General features: G+C 52.4%; 26 protein-coding genes, 2 pseudogenes and 1 CRISPR repeat array. Of the genes and pseudogenes, 22 read left to right on the forward strand and 6 right to left on the reverse strand.

Features of this window, described 5'->3' with window-relative positions:
• The first annotated feature begins 15 nt into the window (after window positions 1–15).
• From ACU8XX_RS05420 to ACU8XX_RS05430, 3 genes are read left to right on the forward strand one after another with little or no spacing between them, the layout of a single operon-like run.
• A complete protein-coding gene (locus ACU8XX_RS05420) occupies window positions 16–1,425 on the forward strand; it encodes an MFS transporter (RefSeq protein ID WP_000147666.1) in 1,410 nt (469 codons plus the stop codon).
• Entirely contained in the window at window positions 1,403–2,182 is a 780-nt protein-coding gene (locus tag ACU8XX_RS05425; RefSeq protein WP_016242349.1) for an electron transfer flavoprotein subunit beta/FixA family protein, read from the forward strand. The genes ACU8XX_RS05420 and ACU8XX_RS05425 overlap by 23 nt, the downstream gene beginning before the upstream one ends.
• Window positions 2,179–3,039 (forward strand): electron transfer flavoprotein subunit alpha/FixB family protein, encoded by an 861-nt coding sequence (locus ACU8XX_RS05430; protein ID WP_001299097.1) that lies wholly within the window; start codon window positions 2,179–2,181, stop codon window positions 3,037–3,039. Before ACU8XX_RS05425 ends, ACU8XX_RS05430 begins: the two co-directional genes overlap by 4 nt.
• 147 nt (window positions 3,040–3,186) lie before the next feature.
• On the opposite strand, the gene ACU8XX_RS05435 is transcribed toward ACU8XX_RS05430, so the two are convergent.
• The 4 genes from ACU8XX_RS05435 to queD form a co-directional block, all read right to left on the reverse strand.
• Entirely contained in the window at window positions 3,187–3,762 is a 576-nt protein-coding gene (locus ACU8XX_RS05435; protein ID WP_001130266.1) for a glycerol-3-phosphate responsive antiterminator, read from the reverse strand.
• A 16-nt stretch (window positions 3,763–3,778) separates the two neighbouring features.
• Window positions 3,779–4,039, reverse strand: a complete 261-nt coding sequence (locus ACU8XX_RS05440) for a ferredoxin family protein (protein ID WP_000109526.1) — start codon at window positions 4,037–4,039, stop codon at window positions 3,779–3,781.
• On the reverse strand, window positions 4,030–5,301 hold the full coding sequence (locus tag ACU8XX_RS05445; protein WP_240765382.1) for an FAD-dependent oxidoreductase: 1,272 nt from the start codon (window positions 5,299–5,301) through the stop codon (window positions 4,030–4,032). The genes ACU8XX_RS05440 and ACU8XX_RS05445 overlap by 10 nt, the downstream gene beginning before the upstream one ends.
• A gap of 77 nt (window positions 5,302–5,378) precedes the next feature.
• Window positions 5,379–5,741: a 6-carboxytetrahydropterin synthase QueD gene (gene queD / locus ACU8XX_RS05450; protein ID WP_000108294.1), complete on the reverse strand. Its 363-nt coding sequence runs from the start codon at window positions 5,739–5,741 to the stop codon at window positions 5,379–5,381.
• A 318-nt stretch (window positions 5,742–6,059) separates the two neighbouring features.
• Here queD and cysJ point away from each other — a divergent pair, with 318 nt between their 5' ends.
• The 4 genes and pseudogenes from cysJ to ACU8XX_RS05470 form a co-directional block, all read left to right on the forward strand.
• Window positions 6,060–7,859 (forward strand): NADPH-dependent assimilatory sulfite reductase flavoprotein subunit, encoded by a 1,800-nt coding sequence (cysJ, locus tag ACU8XX_RS05455; protein ID WP_016242347.1) that lies wholly within the window; start codon window positions 6,060–6,062, stop codon window positions 7,857–7,859.
• On the forward strand, window positions 7,859–9,571 hold the full coding sequence (gene cysI / locus ACU8XX_RS05460; RefSeq protein WP_001290706.1) for an assimilatory sulfite reductase (NADPH) hemoprotein subunit: 1,713 nt from the start codon (window positions 7,859–7,861) through the stop codon (window positions 9,569–9,571). Before cysJ ends, cysI begins: the two co-directional genes overlap by 1 nt.
• A 73-nt stretch (window positions 9,572–9,644) precedes the next feature.
• The gene (gene cysH, locus ACU8XX_RS05465; protein WP_000039862.1) at window positions 9,645–10,379 is read left to right on the forward strand and encodes a phosphoadenosine phosphosulfate reductase; all 735 of its coding nucleotides are present in this window, start codon (window positions 9,645–9,647) and stop codon (window positions 10,377–10,379) included.
• Between the two features lie 358 nt (window positions 10,380–10,737).
• Window positions 10,738–11,310 (forward strand): annotated as a pseudogene (locus ACU8XX_RS05470) (CRISPR-associated endonuclease Cas3''); the annotation flags it as partial.
• A gap of 13 nt (window positions 11,311–11,323) precedes the next feature.
• Here the strand turns inward: ACU8XX_RS05470 and ACU8XX_RS05475 are convergent.
• Window positions 11,324–12,021, reverse strand: a protein-coding gene (locus ACU8XX_RS05475) for an IS1-like element IS1A family transposase (protein ID WP_103215986.1) whose coding sequence is annotated in 2 segments (ribosomal slippage) — window positions 11,324–11,772 and window positions 11,772–12,021 — 699 coding nt in all. Because the reading frame shifts where the segments join, the coding sequence is not laid out codon by codon here.
• A 55-nt stretch (window positions 12,022–12,076) separates the two neighbouring features.
• On the opposite strand from ACU8XX_RS05475, the pseudogene cas6e reads away from it, so the two are divergent.
• The 3 genes and pseudogenes from cas6e to cas2e form a co-directional block, all read left to right on the forward strand.
• Window positions 12,077–12,448 (forward strand): annotated as a pseudogene (gene cas6e, locus ACU8XX_RS05480) (type I-E CRISPR-associated protein Cas6/Cse3/CasE); the annotation flags it as partial.
• A gap of 15 nt (window positions 12,449–12,463) precedes the next feature.
• Window positions 12,464–13,381 carry a type I-E CRISPR-associated endonuclease Cas1e gene (gene cas1e / locus ACU8XX_RS05485; RefSeq protein WP_240765384.1) on the forward strand — a complete coding sequence of 306 codons (918 nt, stop codon included), beginning with the start codon at window positions 12,464–12,466 and terminating at the stop codon, window positions 13,379–13,381.
• A gap of 1 nt (window position 13,382) precedes the next feature.
• Window positions 13,383–13,667, forward strand: a complete 285-nt coding sequence (cas2e, locus tag ACU8XX_RS05490) for a type I-E CRISPR-associated endoribonuclease Cas2e (protein ID WP_001416755.1) — start codon at window positions 13,383–13,385, stop codon at window positions 13,665–13,667.
• A gap of 105 nt (window positions 13,668–13,772) precedes the next feature.
• Window positions 13,773–14,655: direct repeats of the CRISPR family, unit length 29 nt; unit sequence GAGTTCCCCGCGCCAGCGGGGATAAACCG.
• A gap of 81 nt (window positions 14,656–14,736) precedes the next feature.
• Here the strand turns inward: cas2e and iap are convergent.
• On the reverse strand, window positions 14,737–15,774 hold the full coding sequence (gene iap, locus ACU8XX_RS05495; protein WP_112033989.1) for an alkaline phosphatase isozyme conversion aminopeptidase: 1,038 nt from the start codon (window positions 15,772–15,774) through the stop codon (window positions 14,737–14,739).
• Window positions 15,775–16,025: 251 nt separating this feature from the next.
• On the opposite strand from iap, the gene cysD reads away from it, so the two are divergent.
• The 12 genes from cysD (at window position 16,026) to rpoS (ending at window position 25,796) form a co-directional block, all read left to right on the forward strand.
• The gene (gene cysD / locus ACU8XX_RS05500; RefSeq protein ID WP_000372108.1) at window positions 16,026–16,934 is read left to right on the forward strand and encodes a sulfate adenylyltransferase subunit CysD; all 909 of its coding nucleotides are present in this window, start codon (window positions 16,026–16,028) and stop codon (window positions 16,932–16,934) included.
• 1 nt (window position 16,935) lies between these two features.
• The gene (cysN, locus tag ACU8XX_RS05505; RefSeq protein WP_001090386.1) at window positions 16,936–18,363 is read left to right on the forward strand and encodes a sulfate adenylyltransferase subunit CysN; all 1,428 of its coding nucleotides are present in this window, start codon (window positions 16,936–16,938) and stop codon (window positions 18,361–18,363) included.
• Window positions 18,363–18,968 (forward strand): adenylyl-sulfate kinase, encoded by a 606-nt coding sequence (cysC, locus tag ACU8XX_RS05510; RefSeq protein ID WP_001173676.1) that lies wholly within the window; start codon window positions 18,363–18,365, stop codon window positions 18,966–18,968. The genes cysN and cysC overlap by 1 nt, the downstream gene beginning before the upstream one ends.
• Window positions 18,969–19,017: 49 nt before the next feature.
• Window positions 19,018–19,341 (forward strand): DUF3561 family protein, encoded by a 324-nt coding sequence (locus ACU8XX_RS05515; RefSeq protein WP_001246104.1) that lies wholly within the window; start codon window positions 19,018–19,020, stop codon window positions 19,339–19,341.
• 193 nt (window positions 19,342–19,534) lie between these two features.
• Window positions 19,535–19,846, forward strand: a complete 312-nt coding sequence (gene ftsB, locus ACU8XX_RS05520; RefSeq protein ID WP_000517476.1) for a cell division protein FtsB — start codon at window positions 19,535–19,537, stop codon at window positions 19,844–19,846.
• 18 nt (window positions 19,847–19,864) lie between these two features.
• Window positions 19,865–20,575 carry a 2-C-methyl-D-erythritol 4-phosphate cytidylyltransferase gene (ispD, locus tag ACU8XX_RS05525; RefSeq protein WP_000246138.1) on the forward strand — a complete coding sequence of 237 codons (711 nt, stop codon included), beginning with the start codon at window positions 19,865–19,867 and terminating at the stop codon, window positions 20,573–20,575.
• Complete coding sequence (ispF, locus tag ACU8XX_RS05530; protein WP_001219242.1) at window positions 20,575–21,054, forward strand: 2-C-methyl-D-erythritol 2,4-cyclodiphosphate synthase; 480 nt, start codon at window positions 20,575–20,577, stop codon at window positions 21,052–21,054. The genes ispD and ispF overlap by 1 nt, the downstream gene beginning before the upstream one ends.
• Window positions 21,051–22,100: a tRNA pseudouridine(13) synthase TruD gene (gene truD / locus ACU8XX_RS05535; RefSeq protein ID WP_000568946.1), complete on the forward strand. Its 1,050-nt coding sequence runs from the start codon at window positions 21,051–21,053 to the stop codon at window positions 22,098–22,100. Before ispF ends, truD begins: the two co-directional genes overlap by 4 nt.
• On the forward strand, window positions 22,081–22,842 hold the full coding sequence (gene surE, locus ACU8XX_RS05540) for a 5'/3'-nucleotidase SurE (RefSeq protein ID WP_001295182.1): 762 nt from the start codon (window positions 22,081–22,083) through the stop codon (window positions 22,840–22,842). Before truD ends, surE begins: the two co-directional genes overlap by 20 nt.
• On the forward strand, window positions 22,836–23,462 hold the full coding sequence (gene pcm, locus ACU8XX_RS05545) for a protein-L-isoaspartate O-methyltransferase (RefSeq protein ID WP_000254708.1): 627 nt from the start codon (window positions 22,836–22,838) through the stop codon (window positions 23,460–23,462). The genes surE and pcm overlap by 7 nt, the downstream gene beginning before the upstream one ends.
• 184 nt (window positions 23,463–23,646) lie before the next feature.
• Window positions 23,647–24,741 (forward strand): murein hydrolase activator NlpD, encoded by a 1,095-nt coding sequence (nlpD, locus tag ACU8XX_RS05550; protein ID WP_224692580.1) that lies wholly within the window; start codon window positions 23,647–23,649, stop codon window positions 24,739–24,741.
• 62 nt (window positions 24,742–24,803) lie between these two features.
• Entirely contained in the window at window positions 24,804–25,796 is a 993-nt protein-coding gene (gene rpoS, locus ACU8XX_RS05555) for an RNA polymerase sigma factor RpoS (RefSeq protein ID WP_000081550.1), read from the forward strand.
• Window positions 25,797–25,826: the final 30 nt, after the last annotated feature.

Consider the following 25,826-nt stretch of genomic DNA (forward strand, 5'->3'; position numbering starts at 1 on the left):
AGGCAGCGTTCCGCGATGACGGGGCGTTGCCTTTTCGGCTTCTCAGGCGAGAAGCCGTTCTTATTACCGGACAATGAAGGGGTAAAGATGAACACTTCACCGGTGCGAATGGATGATTTACCGCTTAACCGTTTTCACTGCCGCATTGCTGCGCTCACTTTCGGCGCACACCTGACCGACGGTTATGTTCTCGGCGTCATTGGTTACGCCATTATTCAGCTTACGCCCGCCATGCAACTGACGCCGTTTATGGCGGGAATGATCGGCGGCTCGGCGCTCCTTGGTTTGTTCCTTGGCAGCCTGGTTCTTGGGTGGATCTCCGACCATATTGGTCGGCAAAAAATCTTCACCTTCAGCTTTTTGCTGATTACGCTTGCTTCGTTTTTACAATTTTTTGCCACCACGCCAGAGCATCTTATTGGACTGCGCATTTTGATTGGCATTGGTCTGGGAGGCGATTATTCAGTAGGTCACACCTTGCTGGCTGAATTTTCCCCGCGCCGCCATCGCGGTATTTTGCTGGGCGCATTCAGCGTGGTGTGGACCGTAGGCTATGTGCTGGCAAGTATTGCCGGACATCACTTTATTTCCGAAAACCCGGAGGCCTGGCGCTGGCTACTGGCATCGGCAGCTCTGCCCGCGTTGTTGATTACGTTATTACGCTGGGGAACGCCAGAATCACCACGCTGGCTACTGCGCCAGGGGCGTTTTGCAGAAGCTCACGCTATCGTGCATCGCTATTTTGGTCCCCATGTTTTACTGGGCGATGAAGTGGTAACGGCGACCCATAAACACATCAAAACCTTGTTCTCTTCGCGTTACTGGCGGCGCACGGCGTTTAACAGCGTCTTCTTTGTCTGCCTCGTAATCCCATGGTTTGTGATTTATACCTGGCTGCCAACTATCGCCCAGACTATTGGTCTGGAAGATGCGCTGACTGCCAGCCTGATGCTTAATGCGTTGTTAATTGTGGGCGCGCTGCTGGGATTAGTTCTGACGCACCTGCTGGCACATCGCAAATTTTTGCTGGGAAGTTTTTTGCTGCTGGCGGCAACGCTGGTAGTAATGGCCTGTTTGCCTTCCGGCAGTTCATTAACGCTGCTGCTTTTTGTTCTCTTCAGCACCACCATTTCGGCAGTCAGTAATCTGGTGGGCATTTTGCCTGCGGAAAGTTTTCCTACTGACATTCGCTCGCTGGGCGTCGGTTTTGCCACCGCCATGAGTCGACTTGGCGCGGCGGTAAGTACTGGCCTGCTGCCGTGGGTGCTGGCGCAGTGGGGAATGCAAGTCACCTTATTGCTCCTGGCGACAGTGTTGTTGGTTGGTTTTGTTGTGACCTGGCTATGGGCACCAGAAACTAAAGCCCTCCCGCTGGTGGCGGCGGGAAATGTAGGAGGTGCGAATGAACATTCTGTTAGCGTTTAAAGCCGAACCGGATGCCGGAATGCTGGCGGAAAAAGAGTGGCAGGCGGCGGCTCAGGGTAAAAGCGGACCGGATATTTCGCTACTGCGAAGTTTACTCGGTGCTGATGAACAGGCCGCTGCCGCGCTGCTGTTGGCGCAGAGAAAAAACGGTACGCCGATGTCTTTAACAGCGTTGAGCATGGGGGATGAACGGGCATTGCACTGGCTGCGCTATCTCATGGCTCTTGGGTTTGAGGAAGCTGTATTGCTGGAGACGGCGGCAGATCTGCGCTTTGCGCCGGAATTTGTCGCTCGCCATATTGCCGAATGGCAGCATCAGAATCCGCTGGATCTGATAATTACCGGCTGCCAAAGCAGCGAAGGGCAGAATGGGCAAACGCCATTTTTGCTGGCGGAAATGCTGGGCTGGCCCTGCTTCACCCAGGTGGAGCGTTTCACTCTCGACGCGCTGTTTACCACCCTCGAACAGCGTACTGAACATGGGTTGCGTTGTTGCCGGGTTCGCTTGCCTGCGGTGATTGCCGTGCGTCAGTGCGGTGAAGTGGCCTTGCCAGTACCGGGAATGCGCCAGCGAATGGCTGCGGGGAAAGCAGAAATTATCCGTAAAACTGTTGCTGCCGAAATGCCAGCGATGCAGTGTCTGCAACTGGCAAGAGCAGAGCAACGACGCGGAGCGACGCTGATTGATGGGCAAACGGTAGCAGAAAAAGCTCAAAAGCTATGGCAGGACTATTTACGCCAAAGGATGCAGCCATGAATATCGCAATTGTGACAATAAATCAGGAGAATGCCGCAATAGCAAGCTGGCTGGCGGCGCAGGATTTCAGCGGTTGTACCCTGGCGCACTGGCAGATTGAACCTCAGCCTGTAGTGGCGGAACAGGTGCTGGATGCGTTGGTGGAACAGTGGCAGCGAACGCCTGCGGACGTTGTTCTCTTTCCGCCGGGAACGTTTGGCGATGAACTGTCGACCCGGCTGGCCTGGCGTTTACATGGTGCAAGCATCTGCCAGGTGACTTCGTTAGATATTCCAACCGTAAGCGTGCGCAAATCCCACTGGGGAAATGCGCTAACGGCGACGCTGCAAACAGAAAAACGCCCGCTATGCCTTTCCCTGGCGCGTCAGGCGGGAGCAGCGAAAAACGCCACGTTGCCCTCTGGAATGCAACAACTGAACATTGTCCCGGGTGCGCTTCCGGACTGGCTGGTTAGCACAGAGGATCTGAAAAATGTTACCCGCGACCCATTAGCTGAGGCCAGACGGGTGCTGGTGGTGGGGCAGGGCGGAGAGGCAGATAACCAGGAAATCGCTATGCTGGCAGAAAAGCTGGGAGCCGAAGTGGGCTACAGTCGGGCGCGAGTGATGAACGGTGGCGTTGATGCTGAAAAAGTGATTGGTATTTCCGGACATCTGCTGGCACCTGAGGTGTGTATTGTTGTTGGCGCTTCTGGCGCAGCAGCGTTAATGGCGGGCGTACGCAATAGCAAGTTTGTGGTGGCGATTAATCATGACGCCAGCGCTGCGGTATTTTCACAGGCAGATGTTGGCGTGGTTGATGACTGGAAAGTGGTGCTGGAGGCACTGGTGACAAACATTCACGCAGATTGCCAATAACGTGTTGCCGGATGATCCTGCCTACGGTTCTGGCCTGGGGACTTGTAGGCCTGATAAGACGCGTCAAGCGTCGCATCAGGCGCTGAATGTCGGATGTGGCGTGCGGCCTACAAATCAAACCAAATTCAATTGGTTACGATTATCCCGTCAAAGTAATTTTTTCGCTAACGTCCAGACCCCGGTATTCGTGGTGGAAAGCGCCACGACACCCGCGTTAATCGCATTACGCGCATCTTCTTCATCGCACACCAGCCCACCGGCAATCAGCGGTTGGCGGATTTTCTCTGTCACCCAGCCCAGCACTTTGGGCATACAGCCTGGCAGGATCTCAATACAATCCGGATTCGATTGCGCAACTTGCTTATCAATGTTGTGAAACGAAATTGAATCAACAATAAACAGGCGATGAATACAGAAAAAACCTTCCGCTCTTGCCGCTTTCAACATTGAGGCTTTGGTACTGATAATGCCGTCCGCCTCGGTCACCAGTTTCAAAAACTGAATAACGACTTCTTTATTTGACGCGCCTTCCAGCAAATCAACATGAATAAAAGCATATTTCCCGGCGTTCTTAATCTTTTTAACGATATTACTGATGGTGCAGATATTGCCGTACAACACGGAAATAAATTGGCATTCAGAATCGATTGCCAGTTGCAGGCTGGCATTATCTTTAACGGCAGCAATCACCGGATTCTGGCGGAGCAGGTGTAAGAGGGGCATAAATTATCCTTATTATTTATCCAAAGCGGTAGGTGATGCCGAATCCGGAAGGCGGATAGCGCCACTGTTGTAGTGTTGATTCGTCGCACAGCAAACGGCAGGTGCCACACTCCAGGCAACTGCGATAGTCAATACGTAAGTCACCTTCCGGTGTGAGCGAAAAAAGACCTGCCGGACAGGCGTTAATCAACCGTTCTGCCGTCTGGCGCTCAACGGAGTCAGCCGGAACAATGTGCGGCGCATCAGCAACGCGCCAGAGATTACGGGCTACAGACATCGCAGACTCCTGATAACATCGCCCGCCAGATGCCACAGGCCGTGACGACGTAAATGATGCCAGAATAACTGGCGCAGCGGTGGAACAGGTTTATCACCCTGATCCCATAAATCGCGGGAAATATCCTGCATTAACGCAGGCCACGTACGGTACCATCCCGGGCGTTGCAAAAGCGCCGGAACATGCTGATAACGCTGTAGAACATCCCACAGCAGGCTGCGCTCTACGTTGTGATGATAAAGCGGAAACAGATTTTGCGGCTCGCGGTGCTGGCAGGCGCTTATCAGCGTTTGTGCCGCCGCCTGCGCGCCAGTCAGCGCCATATCCATGCCGCGCACGGAAATTCCGGTATTGACGCAACTGCGCAACGCATCGCCCACCAGCAGCCAGCCGTTACCGGCGTATTGCACCGGCATACTGTGCAAGCCACCTTCTGGCACCAGATGCGCACCATACTCCAGTGATTCCGTGTTTTTGATAAGCGGGCGCACTGCCGGATGCGCTTTAAAGCGAGTCAGCAGCTCGCTTGCCGGAACACGGCTTTGCGTAAGGGAAGAGAGCGGGCAAACAATCCCTAACGAGAGCGTTTGTTGATTAGTATAAAGAAATGCGCCGCCGGGTAAGTCATCACAGATCCCGCCGCTGAACAGCAACGCTGCGCCTTCGTTATTCTCCAGATGAAAACGTTCTTCAATAGCGGATGTTTCCAGCGACAGCACTTCTTTGATCCCCAACGCCATCGCTTCGCCAGCAGGACGAGTCACTAACCCGTGACGCTCAGCCAGGACGCTGTTGGCACCTTCTGCCAGCACCACATAACGGGCGCGGAGAATATCGTCACCACAAATAACGCCACAGACTCTGCCGTTTTCTTCATACAGTGCATCCACCGTCGCTCCGGGGATGCATTCGACACCTTCTTTTTCGGCTTCGGCAACCAGCCACGGATCGAACCGTGCACGTAATACACTCCAGGATTCACCGCCGGGCTGTAAGCTGGAAAACGTCGTTACGCCATCGGGCGTTAACAGGGAAAGGCTTTCGTGAGTGATGCGTCGTTCAAGAGGCGCGGTCAGATGAAATTGCGGGAGGAGTTCCGCGAGTGCATGGGTATATAACCGCCCGCCGGAAAGATTTTTGCTGCCGGGGATTTCAGCGCGTTCCAGTAACAAAACGGATAAACCCGCTCGCGCGCAGCGTAACGCGTAAGCGGTGCCTGCAATACCGGCACCAATAATAATAATGTCGCAGTCGTCTTCCATGTCATGCCCCAGATATCCAGAACACAACACCCTAACATAGCGTTACTTAAGGGAAATTGACCGCCGACACACTCTTATCATTCGCCGCGATAGATACAACCTGCGGTACAGGTTTCTTTTACCATCACCGCACTTAACAGCGGCACAACGGGTTTAACCTGATCCCAAATCCATTTTGCTAAAACTTCGCTGGTTGGGTTTTCCAGACCTGGAATATCATTGAGATAATGGTGATCGAGGCGCTCATAAGTTGGCTTAAACGCCGCTTTCAGTTCAGCGAAATCGATAATCCAGCCCGTATGCGGATCGACTTCCCCGGTAATTTCCAGTCGCACCATAAAGGAATGCCCGTGCAGGCGACCACATTTATGCCCTTCCGGGACGTGTGGTAAGCGGTGAGCGGCTTCGAAGGTGAAATCTTTAAATAACGTGGTGGACATCATAATTTCTCTACAGGACGATAAAACCGCCGTAGAGTACCGGAAAGGCTGTTTTTTCGCATTATCTAAAACGACTTTGTTGCGCAAAATCGCTGATTTATCTTAATGATTGGCTAAATTCATTTGTTTTTCATTGGGTTGGTTAATCTATTTTGTTGTTAAAGACTATTGCTAAAACAGGTTAGTCGATTTGGTTATTAGTTATCGCTATCCCGTCTTTAATCCACACCGTTCACCCCGTTAACCTTATCTTCTCTTCTGTTTTATGGGCGCTGACAGGGCGCAGAAACAGCTTTGCTTACTGGAACATAACGACGCATGACGACACAGGTCCCACCTTCCGCGTTGCTTCCGTTGAACCCGGAGCAACTGGCACGCCTTCAGGCGGCCACGACCGATTTAACGCCTACCCAGCTTGCCTGGGTTTCTGGCTATTTCTGGGGCGTACTCAATCAGCAGCCTGCTGCGCTTGCAGCGACGCCAGCGCCAGCCGCAGAAATGCCGGGTATAACTATTATCTCCGCCTCGCAAACCGGCAATGCGCGCCGGGTTGCTGAAGCATTACGCGATGATTTATTAGCAGCAAAACTGAACGTTAAGCTGGTGAACGCGGGCGACTATAAATTCAAACAAATCGCCAGCGAAAAACTGCTCATCGTAGTGACGTCAACGCAAGGGGAAGGGGAACCGCCGGAAGAAGCCGTCGCGCTGCATAAGTTCCTGTTCTCCAAAAAAGCGCCAAAGCTGGAAAACACCGCGTTTGCCGTGTTTAGCCTCGGCGATAGCTCTTATGAATTTTTCTGCCAGTCCGGGAAAGATTTCGACAGCAAGCTGGCGGAACTGGGTGGTGAACGCCTGCTCGACCGTGTCGATGCCGATGTTGAATACCAGGCTGCTGCCAGCGAGTGGCGCGCCCGCGTGGTTGATGCGCTTAAATCGCGTGCGCCTGTCGCGGCACCTTCGCAATCCGTCGCTACTAGCGCGGTAAATGAAATCCACACCAGCCCGTACAGCAAAGACGCGCCGCTGGTGGCTAGCCTCTCTGTTAACCAGAAAATTACCGGGCGTAACTCTGAAAAAGACGTTCGCCATATCGAAATTGACTTAGGTGACTCGGGCCTGCGTTACCAGCCGGGTGACGCGCTGGGCGTCTGGTATCAGAACGATCCGGCACTGGTGAAAGAACTTGTCGAACTGCTGTGGCTGAAAGGCGATGAACCTGTCACCGTCGAGGGCAAAACGTTGCCTCTGAACGAAGCGCTACAGTGGCACTTCGAACTGACGGTTAACACCGCCAATATCGTGGAGAACTACGCTACCTTAACGCGCAGCGAAACGCTGCTTCCACTGGTGGGCGATAAAGCGAAGTTACAGCATTACGCCGCGACCACGCCGATTGTCGACATGGTGCGTTTCTCTCCGGCGCAACTGGATGCCGAAGCGCTGATTAATCTGCTGCGTCCGCTGACCCCGCGCCTGTATTCCATCGCCTCCTCGCAGGCGGAAGTCGAGAACGAAGTACACGTCACCGTTGGTGTGGTGCGTTACGACGTGGAAGGCCGAGCCCGTGCCGGTGGTGCCTCCAGCTTCCTCGCGGATCGCGTGGAAGAAGAGGGCGAAGTCCGCGTATTTATCGAACATAACGATAACTTTCGCCTGCCCGCTAACCCGGAAACCCCGGTGATTATGATTGGCCCAGGCACCGGTATTGCGCCGTTCCGCGCCTTTATGCAGCAACGCGCTGCCGACGAAGCGCCAGGTAAAAACTGGCTGTTCTTTGGTAATCCGCACTTTACGGAAGACTTCCTGTACCAGGTGGAGTGGCAGCGCTACGTCAAAGATGGCGTGCTGACACGTATCGATCTTGCCTGGTCGCGCGATCAAAAAGAAAAAGTTTACGTACAAGACAAACTGCGCGAACAGGGCGCGGAGCTGTGGCGCTGGATCAATGATGGTGCCCACATTTATGTCTGCGGCGACGCTAATCGCATGGCGAAAGACGTTGAGCAGGCACTTCTGGAAGTGATTGCCGAATTTGGTGGCATGGACACCGAAGCGGCGGATGAATTTTTAAGTGAACTGCGCGTAGAGCGCCGTTATCAGCGAGATGTCTACTAATGAGCGAAAAACATCCAGGGCCTTTAGTGGTCGAAGGAAAACTGACAGACGCCGAGCGCATGAAGCTTGAAAGCAACTACCTGCGCGGCACCATTGCGGAAGATTTAAACGACGGCCTGACCGGCGGCTTTAAGGGCGATAACTTCCTGCTGATCCGCTTCCACGGCATGTATCAGCAGGATGACCGCGACATCCGCGCCGAACGTGCTGAACAGAAGCTGGAGCCGCGCCACGCGATGCTGCTTCGCTGTCGTCTGCCGGGTGGGGTGATTACCACTAAACAGTGGCAGGCGATCGACAAATTTGCCGGTGAAAACACCATCTATGGCAGCATTCGCCTGACCAACCGCCAGACGTTTCAGTTCCACGGCATTCTGAAAAAGAACGTCAAACCGGTGCACCAGATGCTGCACTCGGTTGGTCTTGATGCGCTGGCGACCGCTAACGACATGAACCGTAACGTACTCTGCACCTCGAACCCTTACGAGTCGCAGCTACACGCGGAAGCGTATGAATGGGCGAAGAAAATCTCTGAACATCTGCTGCCGCGTACCCGCGCGTATGCGGAGATCTGGCTCGATCAGGAAAAAGTCGCCACCACTGATGAAGAACCGATCCTCGGCCAGACCTACCTGCCGCGTAAATTCAAAACCACGGTAGTGATCCCGCCACAGAACGATATCGATCTGCACGCCAACGACATGAACTTCGTGGCGATCGCCGAAAACGGCAAGCTGGTGGGCTTTAACCTGTTGGTGGGCGGTGGGCTTTCCATCGAACACGGCAACAAGAAAACCTACGCCCGCACCGCGAGTGAGTTTGGCTATCTGCCGCTAGAGCATACGCTAGCGGTGGCGGAAGCCGTCGTGACAACTCAGCGTGACTGGGGTAACCGAACCGATCGTAAAAATGCCAAAACCAAATACACGCTGGAGCGCGTGGGGGTTGAGACGTTTAAAGCGGAAGTGGAGCGTCGCGCGGGGATCAAATTTGAACCGATCCGTCCGTATGAGTTCACCGGACGCGGAGATCGTATTGGCTGGGTTAAGGGCATTGATGATAACTGGCACCTGACGCTGTTTATCGAAAATGGTCGCATCCTTGATTATCCGGGGCGTCCGCTGAAAACCGGCCTGCTGGAGATCGCGAAGATCCACAAAGGTGATTTCCGCATTACGGCGAACCAGAATCTGATCATCGCCGGTGTGCCGGAAAGCGAGAAAGCGAAGATCGAGAAGATCGCTAAAGAGAGCGGGTTAATGAATGCCGTCACGCCGCAGCGTGAAAACTCAATGGCCTGCGTGTCATTCCCGACTTGCCCGCTGGCGATGGCGGAAGCGGAGCGTTTCCTGCCGTCTTTTATCGACAACATCGATAATTTAATGGCGAAACATGGTGTCAGCGATGAGCATATCGTGATGCGTGTAACAGGCTGCCCGAACGGTTGTGGTCGCGCGATGCTGGCGGAAGTGGGCCTGGTGGGTAAAGCGCCGGGTCGCTACAACCTGCATCTTGGCGGCAACCGCATTGGGACACGTATCCCACGGATGTATAAAGAAAACATCACCGAGCCGGAAATCCTGGCGTCGCTTGATGAACTGATAGGGCGCTGGGCGAAAGAGCGCGAAGCGGGTGAAGGCTTCGGCGACTTTACGGTGCGTGCGGGCATCATTCGCCCGGTGCTCGATCCGGCGCGCGATTTGTGGGATTAACCATCAGCCCGGTCTTGTAGGCCTGATAAGACGCGTGAGCGTCGCATCAGGCAAGGCAAACAGTGAGGAATCTATGTCCAAACTCGATCTAAACGCCCTGAACGAACTGCCGAAGGTAGATCGCATTCTGGCGCTGGCGGAAACTAACGCCCAACTGGAAAAACTGGACGCTGAAGGCCGCGTAGCCTGGGCGCTGGATAATCTGCCCGGTGAATATGTGCTTTCTTCCAGCTTCGGCATTCAGGCGGCGGTGAGCCTGCATCTGGTGAATCAGATTCGCCCGGATATTCCAGTGATCCTCACCGATACCGGTTACTTGTTCCCGGAAACCTACCGCTTTATTGACGAGTTAACGGACAAACTCAAGCTCAACCTGAAAGTGTACCGCGCTACCGAAAGCGCGGCCTGGCAGGAAGCACGCTACGGCAAACTGTGGGAACAGGGCGTTGAAGGCATTGAAAAATACAATGACATCAACAAAGTCGAACCGATGAACCGGGCGCTGAAAGAACTGAATGCGCAAACGTGGTTTGCTGGCCTGCGCCGTGAACAATCCGGCAGTCGCGCCAATTTACCGGTGCTGGCAATTCAGCGTGGCGTATTTAAAGTGCTGCCGATTATCGACTGGGATAACCGAACTATTTATCAGTACCTGCAAAAACATGGCCTGAAATATCACCCATTATGGGACGAAGGATATTTATCGGTGGGCGATACCCATACAACCCGTAAATGGGAACCCGGCATGGCGGAAGAAGAAACGCGTTTCTTTGGCTTAAAAAGGGAATGTGGGTTACACGAAGGGTAAATATTGCCGGACAAATTAAACGCCTCTGTCAGAAATGATGGGGGCGTTTTTATTTTGCGAGCAGCATTCCTGATTTTAAACGTGAACGCCGCGGGAAGAATTATCAGGTATAGAATGGCGTCGGGTGCTTGAGGCTGTCTGGCGTTAAGCATTCGTGAGGTTCCAGATGGACAAAAGCCCCAGGCGATTTTTCTATCAACCTGAGGCTTACGTTCGAACCCAAACAATTCGAATGTTAGTCTCTTCTTTGCAGGGAGGCAAGACATGTGTATATCACTGTAATTCGATATTTATGAGCAGCATCGAAAAATAGCCCGCTGATATCATCGATAATACTAAAAAAACAGGGAGGCTATTAATGGAACCTTTTAAATATATATGCCATTACTGGGGAAAATCCTCAAAAAGCTTGACGAAAGGAAATGATATTCATCTGTTAATTTATCATTGCCTTGATGTTGCTGCTGTTGCAGATTGCTGGTGGGATCAATCAGTCGTACTGCAAAATACTTTTTGCCGAAATGAAATGCTATCAAAACAGAGGGTGAAGGCCTGGCTGTTATTTTTCATTGCTCTTCATGATATTGGAAAGTTTGATATACGATTCCAATATAAATCAGCAGAAAGTTGGCTGAAATTAAATCCTGCAACGCCATCACTTAATGGTCCATCAACACAAATGTGCCGTAAATTTAATCATGGTGCAGCCGGTCTGTATTGGTTTAACCAGGATTCACTTTCAGAGCAATCTCTCGGGGATTTTTTCAGTTTTTTTGATGCCGCTCCTCATCCTTATGAGTCCTGGTTTCCATGGGTAGAGGCCGTTACAGGACATCATGGTTTTATATTACATTCCCAGGATCAAGATAAGTCGCGTTGGGAAATGCCAGCTTCTCTGGCATCTTATGCTGCGCAAGATAAACAGGCTCGGTAATGACTCCAACTTATTGATAGTGTTTTATGTTCAGATAATGCCCGATGACTTTGTCATGCAGCTCCACCGATTTTGAGAACGACAGCGACTTCCGTCCCAGCCGTGCCAGGTGCTGCCTCAGATTCAGGTTATGCCGCTCAATTCGCTGCGTATATCGCTTGCTGATTACGTGCAGCTTTCCCTTCAGGCGGGATTCATACAGCGGCCAGCCATCCGTCATCCATATCACCACGTCAAAGGGTGACAGCAGGCTCATAAGACGCCCCAGCGTCGCCATAGTGCGTTCACCGAATACGTGCGCAACAACCGTCTTCCGGAGCCTGTCATACGCGTAAAACAGCCAGCGCTGGCGCGATTTAGCCCCGACATAGCCCCACTGTTCGTCCATTTCCGCGCAGACGATGACGTCACTGCCCGGCTGTATGCGCGAGGTTACCGACTGCGGCCTGAGTTTTTTAAGTGACGTAAAATCGTGTTGAGGCCAACGCCCATAATGCGGGCTGTTGCCCGGCATCCAACGCCATTCATGGCCATATCAATGATTTTCTGGTGCGTACCGGGTTGAGAAGCGGTGTAAGTGAACTGCAGTTGCCATGTTTTACGGCAGTGAGAGCAGAGATAGCGCTGATGTCCGGCGGTGCTTTTGCCGTTACGCACCACCCCGTCAGTAGCTGAACAGGAGGGACAGCTGATAGAAACAGAAGCCACTGGAGCACCTCAAAAACACCATCATACACTAAATCAGTAAGTTGGCAGCATCACCCAACTTCAGGTTGGTGTTCCACTCTATTTTCGGCTTCGGGCAAATCCGATAAAAACTATTCTCGACAATCAAAAACGCCTGGACAGTAAAGGGAATATAAAACGCTGTCGGGTTCCGTTAATAAAAGAAGCAGAACAAATCGCGTGGTTGCAGCGTAAATTGGGCAATGCCGCGCGCGTTGAAGATGTGCATCCCATATCGGAACGACCACAGTATTTTTCTGGTGATGGTAAAAGTGGAAAGATCCAAACGGTTTGCTTTGAAGGGGTGATCACCATCAACGACGCGCCAGCGTTAATAGATCTTGTACAGCAAGGTATTGGGCCAGCCAAATCGATGGGATGTGGCTTGCTATCCCTGGCTCCACTGTGATTAAGGTGTAATAAAATGACCTGGCTTCCTCTTAACCCCATTCCACTCAAAGATCGCGTCTCCATGATCTTTCTGCAATATGGGCAGATCGATGTAATCGATGGCGCGTTTGTACTTATCGACAAGACAGGGATCCGCACTCATATTCCTGTTGGCTCGGTTGCCTGCATCATGCTGGAGCCTGGTACACGGGTTTCGCATGCAGCTGTACGCTTGGCTGCGCAAGTTGGAACATTATTGGTATGGGTGGGGGAAGCGGGTGTTCGTGTTTATGCTTCTGGTCAGCCTGGTGGTGCGCGTTCAGATAAGCTGCTCTATCAGGCAAAACTTGCTCTGGATGAAGATTTGCGTCTGAAAGTGGTACGCAAAATGTTTGAACTACGGTTTGGCGAACCAGCGCCCGCCCGACGCTCCGTAGAACAACTCCGAGGTATAGAAGGCAGTCGCGTGCGGGCAACCTACGCACTTCTGGCGAAGCAATACGGCGTGACATGGAATAGACGTCGCTACGATCCGAAAGACTGGGAAAAGGGCGATACGGTCAACCAATGCATTAGCGCTGCAACTTCCTGTTTATACGGCGTAACTGAAGCGGCGATACTTGCAGCTGGTTATGCACCCGCTATTGGGTTTGTGCATACAGGAAAGCCTCTTTCCTTTGTTTACGATATTGCAGACATCATTAAATTTGACACTGTTGTACCGAAAGCTTTTGAGATAGCGCGTCGTAACCCTGGTGAGCCGGACCGGGAAGTCCGTTTGGCGTGCAGGGATATTTTTCGCAGTAGTAAAACATTAGCCAAATTGATTCCGCTTATAGAGGACGTGCTTGCTGCTGGAGAAATACAACCGCCGGCCCCACCTGAAGATGCACAGCCTGTTGCCATTCCGCTTCCCGTTTTTCTGGGAGATGCCGGACATCGGAGTAGCTGAGATGAGTATGTTGGTCGTGGTCACTGAAAATGTACCTCCGCGCTTACGAGGCAGATTAGCCATCTGGTTGTTGGAGGTACGTGCAGGGGTATATGTAGGTGATGTATCCGCAAAAATTCGTGAAATGATCTGGGAACAAATAGCTGGACTGGCGGAAGAAGGCAATGTAGTGATGGCATGGGCAACGAATACGGAATCGGGATTTGAGTTCCAGACATTTGGGGTAAACAGGCGTACCCCGGTAGATTTGGATGGTTTAAGGTTGGTATCTTTTTTACCTGTTTGAAAACAAAGAATTAGCTGATCTTTAATAATAAGGAAATGTTACATTAAGGTTGGTGGGTTGTTTTTATGGGAAAAAATGCTTTAAGAACAAATGTATACTTTTAGAGAGTTCCCCGCGCCAGCGGGGATAAACCGAACTGCTGGAATTGTTTGATCAATTACCGGACGAGTTCCCCGCGCCAGCGGGGATAAACCGATCATCACAGCCAGCCTCAAAGAGGTTGACGTGAGTTCCCCGCGCCAGCGGGGATAAACCGTACTAAAAGTCTGGTTCACGAATATCAAAAGGGAGTTCCCCGCGCCAGCGGGGATAAACCGCCGTCGGCAGCGGCGTTAAATGGGGCGCGCTTGAGTTCCCCGCGCCAGCGGGGATAAACCGGGCGAGTCCGTCAGCGGTGCGCCGCTGCAACAGAGTTCCCCGCGCCAGCGGGGATAAACCGGGACAATGTGAAAAGCTTAATATTCATTACATGAGTTCCCCGCGCCAGCGGGGATAAACCGCGACGTTTTCTAATATCACCCAGCAATCAATTGAGTTCCCCGCGCCAGCGGGGATAAACCGATTTCATCAAAGCATTAAGGGATGGAATAAAGGAGTTCCCCGCGCCAGCGGGGATAAACCGTCATGAATATGGGGAAAACGAACAATCTGTTTGAGTTCCCCGCGCCAGCGGGGATAAACCGACTGCAAAGTTCTTCACGCTGGTTTTTATGCAGAGTTCCCCGCGCCAGCGGGGATAAACCGCCAGCCGAAACAACGCCAGCAAAATCGACCGCGAGTTCCCCGCGCCAGCGGGGATAAACCGGGATATAGAGCGGGTACTCGAGCGGAGCGGGGGAGTTCCCCGCGCCAGCGGGGATAAACCGCCAGGACAGGCCGTGACGGTTGCCATTGAGTCGAGTTCCCCGCGCCAGCGGGGATAAACCGTTTTTGTTCTCTTCAAAACGCCGAACAACCAAGAGTTCCCCGCGTCAGCGAGGATAAACCGGACGCACTGGATGCGATGATGGATATCACTTGGAGTTCCCCGCCCCTGCGGTAGAACTCCCAACTCCCATTTTCATACCCATCAAGACGCCTTCGCCAGCTCCTTCACCAGCGGTAGCATTATCCGCATAACATCACGGCAGCGACGTTCTATTCTTCCTGGAAGTGCCTTATCAATATGTTGTTGATTATCCAGTCTTACGTCATGCCAGCTATTTCCCGCAGGGAATGCAGCTGTTTTTGCGCGTTGCTGATAACCATCCTTATTCCCAAGATTCCAATTTGTTGCTTCTACCGAAAGTACGGCAATACCGGCTTTGTCGAAAACTTCGGCGTCATTACAACAGCCAGTACCCTTCGGATAATTTTTATTCAAACCCGGATTGGTCGTTGCGGCAATTCCATGACTACGCGCAATTGCCAGTGCCCTGTCGCGCGTTAATTTCCTTACTGCTTCAGGGGGTTTTACACCACTGTTGAAATACAATTTATCGCCAACAATTAAGTTATCGAGATTAATCACCAGCAGCGTATTTTTCTTTTCGGTGTCACTCATCCGCTTGAGTAAATTCTCAGCGCCTAATTTCCCTTCCTCTTCACCGCTGGTCGCTACAAATCGAATACCATACTCGGTAGGCGTATTTTTCAGGCGTTCTGCCAATTCCAGCATGACACCTAAACCTGCGGCGTTATCATCCATTCCTTGTAACGTCAGCCCGCCGAGATTGGCATCGGCGTCAGCATCGCTCAGCGGGGCGTAAGTATCCAGATGCGCCATAATGATGATCTGCTGCGGCGCTTTGCCTTCATGAGCGGCAATCACCGTACTTCCCGTCACGTTATGCCAGCTCTTACGATTATCGCGGGCGGTATAAATATACCGACTATTAAATGTCCGAATATCACTGCGATAACCCATTTGCTGAAACTGTTGGCGAATATAATCGGCAGATAACATTTCTGCAGGAGTTCCGGTCATGCGTCCCGGAAAGAAAGTAGCAATATGTCGTGCCTGAGTATTAGCAAAATCGCCAGGTTTAGGTGACGAGGCGTGTACGGGGAGAATAAAGCATACGCCGAGCGCCAGGGCAGCGGTACGGTGGCGCAATGCGGAAAACATAGTGAGTCCTTAAATACCATGCAAATTTTTTTACCGCCATAGTATGAAACTGCCGCTGCGCTAAAACAATTTCAAATCTTCCTAAACGCCCGAAATCCGGTGCCTTAAGCACTTTTTGATATTAGCTTTGCCAAATCGTTATTCCGTTAAGGAACTACTCATTCTAATTGGTAATTTCATTCGTTCTCTTACGCTCCCTATAGTCGAAACATCTGATGGCAAGAAAATAGCGGTATTGCAAAGGAACGGTTATGGATCAAATACGACTTACTCACCTGCGGCAACTGGAGGCGGAAAGCATCCACATTATTCGCGAGGTGGCGGCAGAATTCTCAAATCCGGTGATGCTCTACTCTATCGGTAAAGATTCCAGCGTCATGCTGCATCTGGCGCGCAAGGCGTTTTATCCAGGTACGCTGCCTTTCCCGTTGCTGCATGTCGATACCGGCTGGAAATTCCGCGAGATGTATGAGTTCCGCGATCGTACGGCGAAAGCCTACGGCTGCGAGCTGCTGGTGCATAAAAACCCGGAAGGCGTGGCGATGGGGATTAATCCATTCGTGCACGGCAGCGCGAAACATACCGATATTATGAAAACTGAAGGCCTGAAACAGGCGCTGAACAAATACGGTTTTGATGCCGCCTTCGGTGGTGCGCGCCGTGACGAAGAGAAATCCCGCGCTAAAGAGCGAATCTACTCTTTCCGTGACCGCTTCCATCGCTGGGATCCGAAAAATCAGCGCCCAGAGCTGTGGCACAACTACAACGGGCAAATTAACAAAGGCGAAAGCATCCGCGTCTTCCCGCTCTCTAACTGGACCGAGCAGGATATCTGGCAATACATCTGGCTGGAAAATATCGACATTGTGCCGCTGTATCTCGCTGCGGAACGTCCGGTTCTGGAACGCGACGGTATGTTGATGATGATTGATGACAACCGTATCGACCTGCAACCGGGCGAAGTGATTAAAAAACGGATGGTGCGTTTCCGTACGCTGGGCTGCTGGCCGCTGACCGGTGCGGTGGAGTCAAATGCACAAACACTACCGGAGATCATCGAAGAGATGCTGGTTTCTACCACCAGTGAACGTCAGGGCCGCGTGATTGACCGCGACCAGGCGGGGTCTATGGAGCTGAAAAAACGTCAGGGGTATTTTTAAGATGAACACCGCACTTGCACAACAAATCGCCAATGAAGGCGGCGTCGAAGCCTGGATGATTGCGCAACAACATAAAAGCCTGCTGCGTTTTCTGACCTGTGGTAGCGTCGATGACGGCAAAAGTACCCTGATTGGTCGCCTGCTGCACGATACCCGCCAAATCTACGAAGATCAGCTCTCATCGCTGCATAACGACAGTAAACGTCACGGCACCCAGGGCGAAAAGCTGGATCTGGCACTGCTGGTGGACGGCCTGCAAGCTGAGCGCGAACAGGGCATCACCATTGACGTGGCTTACCGCTATTTCTCTACCGAGAAGCGTAAATTTATTATCGCCGACACCCCAGGGCACGAGCAGTACACCCGCAATATGGCGACTGGCGCATCGACATGTGAACTGGCGATCTTACTGATCGATGCCCGTAAAGGCGTGCTCGATCAAACCCGTCGTCACAGTTTTATCTCCACACTGTTGGGGATCAAACATCTGGTCGTGGCGATCAACAAAATGGATCTGGTGGATTACAGTGAAAAGACGTTCACCCGTATTCGTGAAGATTATCTGACCTTTGCCGGGCAGCTGCCGGGTAATCTGGATATCCGCTTTGTGCCGCTCTCTGCACTGGAAGGCGACAACGTGGCTTCGCAAAGTGAAAGTATGGCGTGGTACAGCGGTCCAACACTGCTCGAAGTGCTGGAAACCGTGGAGATCCAGCGAGTGGTGGATGCTCAGCCAATGCGCTTCCCGGTGCAGTACGTTAATCGCCCGAATCTCGATTTTCGTGGTTACGCCGGAACGCTGGCATCCGGTCGCGTAGAAGTCGGGCAACGAGTCAAAGTGCTGCCCTCTGGTGTGGAATCAAACGTCGCCCGGATCGTGACTTTTGATGGCGATCGCGAAGAAGCCTTTGCCGGAGAAGCGATCACCCTGGTGCTGACGGATGAGATCGACATCAGCCGTGGCGATCTGCTGCTGGCGGCAGACGAAGCGTTACCAGCTGTGCAGAGCGCGTCGGTGGATGTGGTATGGATGGCGGAACAGCCGCTTTCCCCGGGCCAGAGTTATGACATCAAAATTGCCGGTAAGAAGACGCGTGCTCGTGTTGATGGCATTCGTTATCAGGTTGATATTAATAACCTTACCCAACGCGAAGTTGAAAACCTGCCGCTGAACGGCATCGGCCTGGTGGATCTCACTTTTGACGAGCCACTGGTGTTAGATCGTTATCAGCAAAACCCGGTTACCGGTGGGCTGATTTTTATCGATCGCCTGAGCAATGTGACCGTAGGTGCCGGTATGGTGCATGAGCCAGTTAGCCAGGCAACTGCTGCGCCATCTGAATTTAGTGCATTCGAACTGGAATTGAATGCCCTGGTTCGCCGCCACTTTCCACACTGGGGCGCGCGCGATTTGCTGGGGGATAAATAATGGCGCTGCATGACGAAAACGTCGTCTGGCATAGCCATCCGGTCACTGTGCAACAACGCGAGCTACACCACGGTCATCGTGGTGTAGTGCTGTGGTTTACCGGCCTCTCCGGGTCCGGTAAATCAACGGTCGCCGGGGCGCTGGAGGAGGCGTTACATAAACTCGGCGTCAGTACGTATCTGCTGGATGGCGATAATGTTCGCCACGGATTATGCAGCGATCTCGGTTTTAGCGATGCCGATCGTAAAGAGAATATCCGTCGCGTCGGTGAAGTGGCGAATTTGATGGTTGAAGCCGGACTGGTGGTGCTGACCGCATTTATCTCGCCACACCGCGCCGAACGCCAGATGGTTCGTGAACGCGTAGGAGAAGGGCGCTTTATCGAAGTGTTTGTCGATACGCCGCTGGCGATTTGCGAAGCCCGCGATCCAAAAGGCTTATATAAGAAAGCGCGTGCCGGTGAACTGCGCTACTTTACGGGAATAGATTCCGTTTACGAAGCGCCTGAATCGGCAGAAATTCATCTCAATGGTGAACAATTAGTAACAAATTTGGTACAGCAATTATTAGATCTGTTGAGACAGAACGATATTATCAGATCCTGAGACACCACCGGGTTTCCATGCCCGGTTCGTCAAAGTAACAGGATCAAATATGCGTAATAGCCATAACATTACACTAACAAATAACGACAGCCTTACTGAGGATGAAGAAACCACATGGTCACTGCCTGGTGCCGTGGTCGGTTTTATCTCCTGGTTATTTGCGCTGGCGATGCCGATGTTGATTTATGGCTCTAACACGCTGTTCTTCTTTATCTACACCTGGCCTTTCTTTCTTGCGCTGATGCCCGTCGCGGTAGTGGTGGGGATTGCGCTGCATTCATTGATGGACGGAAAGCTACGCTACAGTATTGTTTTCACCCTGGTGACAGTAGGCATTATGTTTGGCGCACTGTTTATGTGGCTACTGGGCTAATTTGTACTTTCCCGTCTCCTCTGTTCATAATTCAAACCGTAACTAATAATGAGATTATGTTCTGCACGCCCTGGGTATACGTAACAATGGACAAATGTGGTACATTTGCCCGCGTTGTCGCGGTATCCCCAACAGAGGATGTAGAGTCGTCTTCGGATGCATGGGATGATGATGCCGTTTTTCAGGGGGCAGGATGGGTAAACTAACGCTGCTGTTGCTGGCTATTCTGGTCTGGCTACAGTATTCGCTGTGGTTCGGTAAGAACGGTATACATGACTATACCCGCGTCAATGATGATGTGGCGGCACAGCAAGCTACAAACGCGAAACTTAAAGCGCGAAACGATCAACTTTTTGCCGAAATTGACGATCTCAATGGCGGCCAGGAGGCGCTCGAAGAGCGTGCGCGTAATGAACTCAGCATGACCAGGCCGGGCGAAACTTTTTATCGTCTGGTGCCTGACGCGTCGAAGCGCGCACAGTCTGCGGGGCAAAACAATCGATAAATCAGCCCGGGAATTAACATGGCAACCACTCATTTGGATGTTTGCGCCGTGGTTCCGGCGGCCGGATTTGGCCGTCGAATGCAAACGGAATGTCCTAAGCAATATCTCTCAATCGGTAATCAAACCATTCTTGAACACTCGGTGCATGCGCTGCTGGCGCATCCCCGGGTGAAACGAGTCGTCATTGCCATAAGTCCTGGCGATAGCCGTTTTGCACAACTTCCTCTGGCGAATCATCCGCAAATCACCGTTGTAGATGGCGGTGATGAGCGTGCCGATTCCGTGCTGGCAGGTCTGAAAGCCGCTGGCGACGCGCAGTGGGTATTGGTGCATGACGCCGCTCGTCCTTGTTTGCATCAGGATGACCTCGCGCGATTGTTGGCGTTGAGCGAAACCAGCCGCACGGGGGGGATCCTCGCCGCACCAGTGCGCGATACTATGAAACGTGCCGAACCGGGCAAAAATGCCATTGCTCATACCGTTGATCGCAACGGCTTATGGCACGCGCTGACGCCGCAATTTTTCCCTCGTGAGCTGTTACATGACTGTCTGACGCGCGCTCTAAATGAAGGCGCGACTATTACCGACGAAGCCTCGGCGCTGGAATATTGCGGATTCCATCCTCAGTTGGTCGAAGGCCGTGCGGATAACATTAAAGTCACGCGCCCGGAAGATTTGGCACTGGCCGAGTTTTACCTCACCCGAACCATCCATCAGGAGAATACATAATGCGAATTGGACACGGTTTTGACGTACATGCCTTTGGCGGTGAAGGCCCAATTATCATTGGTGGCGTACGCATTCCTTACGAAAAAGGATTGCTGGCGCATTCTGATGGCGACGTGGCGCTCCATGCGTTGACCGATGCATTGCTTGGCGCGGCGGCGCTGGGGGATATCGGCAAGCTGTTCCCGGATACCGATCCGGCATTTAAAGGTGCCGATAGCCGCGAGCTGCTACGCGAAGCCTGGCGTCGTATTCAGGCGAAGGGTTATACCCTTGGCAACGTCGATGTCACTATCATCGCTCAGGCACCGAAGATGTTGCCGCACATTCCACAAATGCGCGTGTTTATTGCCGAAGATCTCGGCTGCCATATGGATGATGTTAACGTGAAAGCCACTACTACGGAAAAACTGGGATTTACCGGACGTGGGGAAGGGATTGCCTGTGAAGCGGTGGCGCTACTCATTAAGGCAACAAAATGATTGAGTTTGATAATCTCACTTACCTCCACGGTAAACCGCAAGGCACCGGGCTGCTGAAAGCCAATCCGGAAGACTTTGTGGTGGTGGAAGATTTGGGCTTTGAGCCTGATGGTGAAGGTGAGCATATTCTGGTTAGAATCCTCAAAAACGGCTGCAATACCCGTTTTGTGGCGGATGCACTGGCGAAATTCCTGAAAATTCATGCCCGTGAAGTCAGCTTCGCTGGGCAAAAAGACAAACATGCTGTTACGGAACAGTGGTTATGCGCTCGCGTGCCGGGCAAGGAAATGCCCGATCTGAGCGCCTTTCAACTGGAAGGCTGCCAGGTGCTGGAGTATGCGCGGCACAAGCGCAAGCTGCGTTTAGGGGCGCTGAAAGGAAACGCCTTTACCCTGGTTCTGCGCGAAGTGAGCAATCGCGATGACGTTGAACAACGTCTGAACGATATTTGCGTAAAAGGTGTACCGAACTACTTCGGTGCCCAACGTTTTGGGATTGGCGGTAGCAACTTGCAGGGGGCGCAGCGCTGGGCGCAAACCAATACTCCGGTGCGCGATCGCAATAAACGGAGTTTTTGGTTGTCGGCAGCCCGCAGTGCGTTGTTTAATCAGATTGTTGCTGAGCGCCTCAAAAAAGCAGACGTTAATCAAGTTGTTGACGGCGATGCGCTACAATTAGCCGGACGTGGTAGCTGGTTTGTCGCAACCACCGAAGAACTGGCGGAATTACAGCGTCGCGTTAACGATAAAGAGCTGATGATAACCGCCGCATTGCCGGGCAGTGGCGAATGGGGAACTCAGCGTGAAGCGCTGGCATTCGAACAAGCAGCTGTCGCCGCAGAAACTGAATTACAAGCTTTACTGGTGCGCGAAAAAGTTGAAGCCGCGCGCAGAGCGATGCTGCTGTATCCGCAACAATTAAGCTGGAATTGGTGGGATGACGTCACCGTAGAGATCCGTTTCTGGCTTCCGGCGGGTAGTTTTGCAACCAGCGTTGTCAGGGAACTTATCAACACAACAGGTGATTATGCGCATATTGCTGAGTAATGATGACGGGGTACATGCACCCGGTATACAAACGCTGGCGAAAGCCTTGCGTGAGTTTGCTGACGTTCAGGTGGTCGCCCCCGATCGTAACCGCAGCGGCGCTTCAAATTCTCTGACACTGGAATCCTCCCTGCGCACGTTTACCTTTGAAAATGGTGATATTGCTGTGCAAATGGGAACCCCGACCGATTGCGTCTATCTTGGCGTGAATGCTCTGATGCGTCCGCGCCCGGACATTGTTGTGTCCGGAATTAACGCCGGGCCGAATCTGGGGGATGATGTTATTTATTCCGGTACGGTAGCCGCCGCGATGGAAGGCCGTCATTTAGGTTTTCCGGCGCTTGCCGTCTCGCTTGACGGGCATAAACATTACGACACTGCCGCGGCGGTAACCTGTTCAATTTTGCGCGCACTGTGTAAAGAGCCGCTGCGCACCGGGCGTATTCTTAATATTAACGTTCCGGATTTACCCTTGGATCAAATCAAAGGTATTCGCGTGACGCGCTGCGGTACACGACATCCGGCAGATCAGGTGATCCCGCAGCAAGATCCGCGCGGCAATACGCTGTACTGGATTGGCCCGCCGGGCGGTAAATGTGATGCCGGTCCGGGGACCGATTTTGCTGCGGTAGATGAGGGCTATGTCTCCATCACGCCGCTGCATGTGGATTTAACTGCGCATAGCGCGCAAGATGTGGTTTCAGACTGGTTAAATAGCGTGGGAGTTGGCACGCAATGGTAAGCAGACGCGTACAAGCACTTCTGGATCAATTACGTGCGCAAGGTATTCAGGATGAGCAGGTGCTGAATGCACTTGCCGCCGTGCCGCGTGAAAAATTCGTTGATGAAGCGTTTGAACAAAAAGCCTGGGACAATATCGCCTTGCCGATAGGTCAGGGGCAGACAATTTCGCAGCCATATATGGTGGCGCGAATGACCGAATTACTCGAGCTGACGCCGCAGTCGCGGGTGCTGGAAATTGGCACCGGTTCGGGATATCAAACGGCAATCCTGGCGCATCTTGTCCAGCATGTTTGCTCGGTTGAACGGATTAAAGGCTTGCAGTGGCAGGCACGTCGCCGCCTGAAAAATCTTGATTTACATAATGTTTCAACCCGTCATGGCGATGGATGGCAAGGTTGGCAGGCACGTGCGCCGTTTGACGCTATCATTGTTACGGCGGCACCGCCGGAAATTCCAACTGCGCTAATGACGCAGCTGGACGAAGGCGGGATTCTCGTCTTACCCGTAGGGGAGGAGCACCAGTATTTGAAACGGGTGCGTCGTCGGGGAGGCGAATTTATTATCGATACCGTGGAGGCCGTGCGCTTTGTCCCTTTAGTGAAGGGTGAGCTGGCTTAAAACGTGAGGAAATACCTGGATTTTTCCTGGTTATTTTGCCGCAGGTCAGCGTATCGTGAACATCTTTTCCAGTGTTCAGTAGGGTGCCTTGCACGGTAATTATGTCACTGGTTATTAACCAATTTTTCCTGGGGGATAAATGAGCGCGGGAAGCCCAAAATTCACCGTTCGCCGCATTGCGGCTTTGTCACTGGTTTCGCTATGGCTGGCAGGCTGTTCTGACACTTCAAATCCACCGGCACCGGTCAGCTCCGTTAATGGCAATGCGCCTGCAAATACTAATTCTGGTATGTTGATTACGCCGCCGCCGAAAATGGGGACGACGTCTACAGCGCAGCAACCGCAAATTCAGCCGGTACAGCAGCCACAAATTCAGGCTACTCAACAACCGCAAATCCAGCCAGTGCAGCCAGTAGCTCAGCAGCCGGTACAGATGGAAAACGGACGCATCGTCTATAACCGTCAGTATGGGAACATTCCGAAAGGCAGTTATAGCGGCAGTACCTATACCGTGAAAAAAGGCGACACACTTTTCTATATCGCCTGGATTACTGGCAACGATTTCCGTGACCTTGCTCAGCGCAACAATATTCAGGCACCATACGCGCTGAACGTTGGTCAGACCTTGCAGGTGGGTAATGCTTCCGGTACGCCAATCACTGGCGGAAATGCCATTACCCAGGCCGACGCAGCAGAGCAAGGAGTTGTGATCAAGCCTGCACAAAATTCCACCGTTGCTGTTGCGTCGCAACCGACAATTACGTATTCTGAATCTTCGGGTGAACAGAGTGCTAACAAAATGTTGCCGAACAACAAGCCAGCTGCGACCACGGTCACAGCGCCTGTAACGGTACCAACAGCAAGCACAACCGAGCCAACTGTCAGCAGTACATCAACCAGTACGCCTATCTCCACCTGGCGCTGGCCGACTGAGGGCAAAGTGATCGAAACCTTTGGCGCTTCTGAGGGGGGCAACAAGGGGATTGATATCGCAGGCAGCAAAGGACAGGCAATTATCGCGACCGCAGATGGCCGCGTTGTTTATGCTGGTAACGCGCTGCGCGGCTACGGTAATCTGATTATCATCAAACATAATGATGATTACCTGAGTGCCTACGCCCATAACGACACAATGCTGGTCCGGGAACAACAAGAAGTGAAGGCGGGGCAAAAAATAGCAACCATGGGTAGCACCGGAACCAGTTCAACACGCTTGCATTTTGAAATTCGTTACAAGGGGAAATCCGTAAACCCGCTGCGTTATTTGCCGCAGCGATAAATCGGCGGAACCAGGCTTTTGCTTGAATGTTCCGTCAAGGGATCACGGGTAGGAGCCACCTTATGAGTCAGAATACGCTGAAAGTTCATGATTTAAATGAAGATGCGGAATTTGATGAGAACGGAGTTGAGGTTTTTGACGAAAAGGCCTTAGTAGAAGAGGAACCCAGTGATAACGATTTGGCCGAAGAGGAACTGTTATCGCAGGGAGCCACACAGCGTGTGTTGGACGCGACTCAGCTTTACCTTGGTGAGATTGGTTATTCACCACTGTTAACGGCCGAAGAAGAAGTTTATTTTGCGCGTCGCGCACTGCGTGGAGATGTCGCCTCTCGCCGCCGGATGATCGAGAGTAACTTGCGTCTGGTGGTAAAAATTGCCCGCCGTTATGGCAATCGTGGTCTGGCGTTGCTGGACCTTATCGAAGAGGGCAACCTGGGGCTGATCCGCGCGGTAGAGAAGTTTGACCCGGAACGTGGTTTCCGCTTCTCAACATACGCAACCTGGTGGATTCGCCAGACGATTGAACGGGCGATTATGAACCAAACCCGTACTATTCGTTTGCCGATTCACATCGTAAAGGAGCTGAACGTTTACCTGCGAACCGCACGTGAGTTGTCCCATAAGCTGGACCATGAACCAAGTGCGGAAGAGATCGCAGAGCAACTGGATAAGCCAGTTGATGACGTCAGCCGTATGCTTCGTCTTAACGAGCGCATTACCTCGGTAGACACCCCGCTGGGTGGTGATTCCGAAAAAGCGTTGCTGGACATCCTGGCCGATGAAAAAGAGAACGGTCCGGAAGATACCACGCAAGATGACGATATGAAGCAGAGCATCGTCAAATGGCTGTTCGAGCTGAACGCCAAACAGCGTGAAGTGCTGGCACGTCGATTCGGTTTGCTGGGGTACGAAGCGGCAACACTGGAAGATGTAGGTCGTGAAATTGGCCTCACCCGTGAACGTGTTCGCCAGATTCAGGTTGAAGGCCTGCGCCGTTTGCGTGAAATCCTGCAAACGCAGGGGCTGAATATCGAAGCGCTGTTCCGCGAGTAAGTAAGCATCTGTCAGAAAGGCCAGTCTCAA

It is taken from the genome of Escherichia sp. MAL-1 (assembly GCF_052948035.1).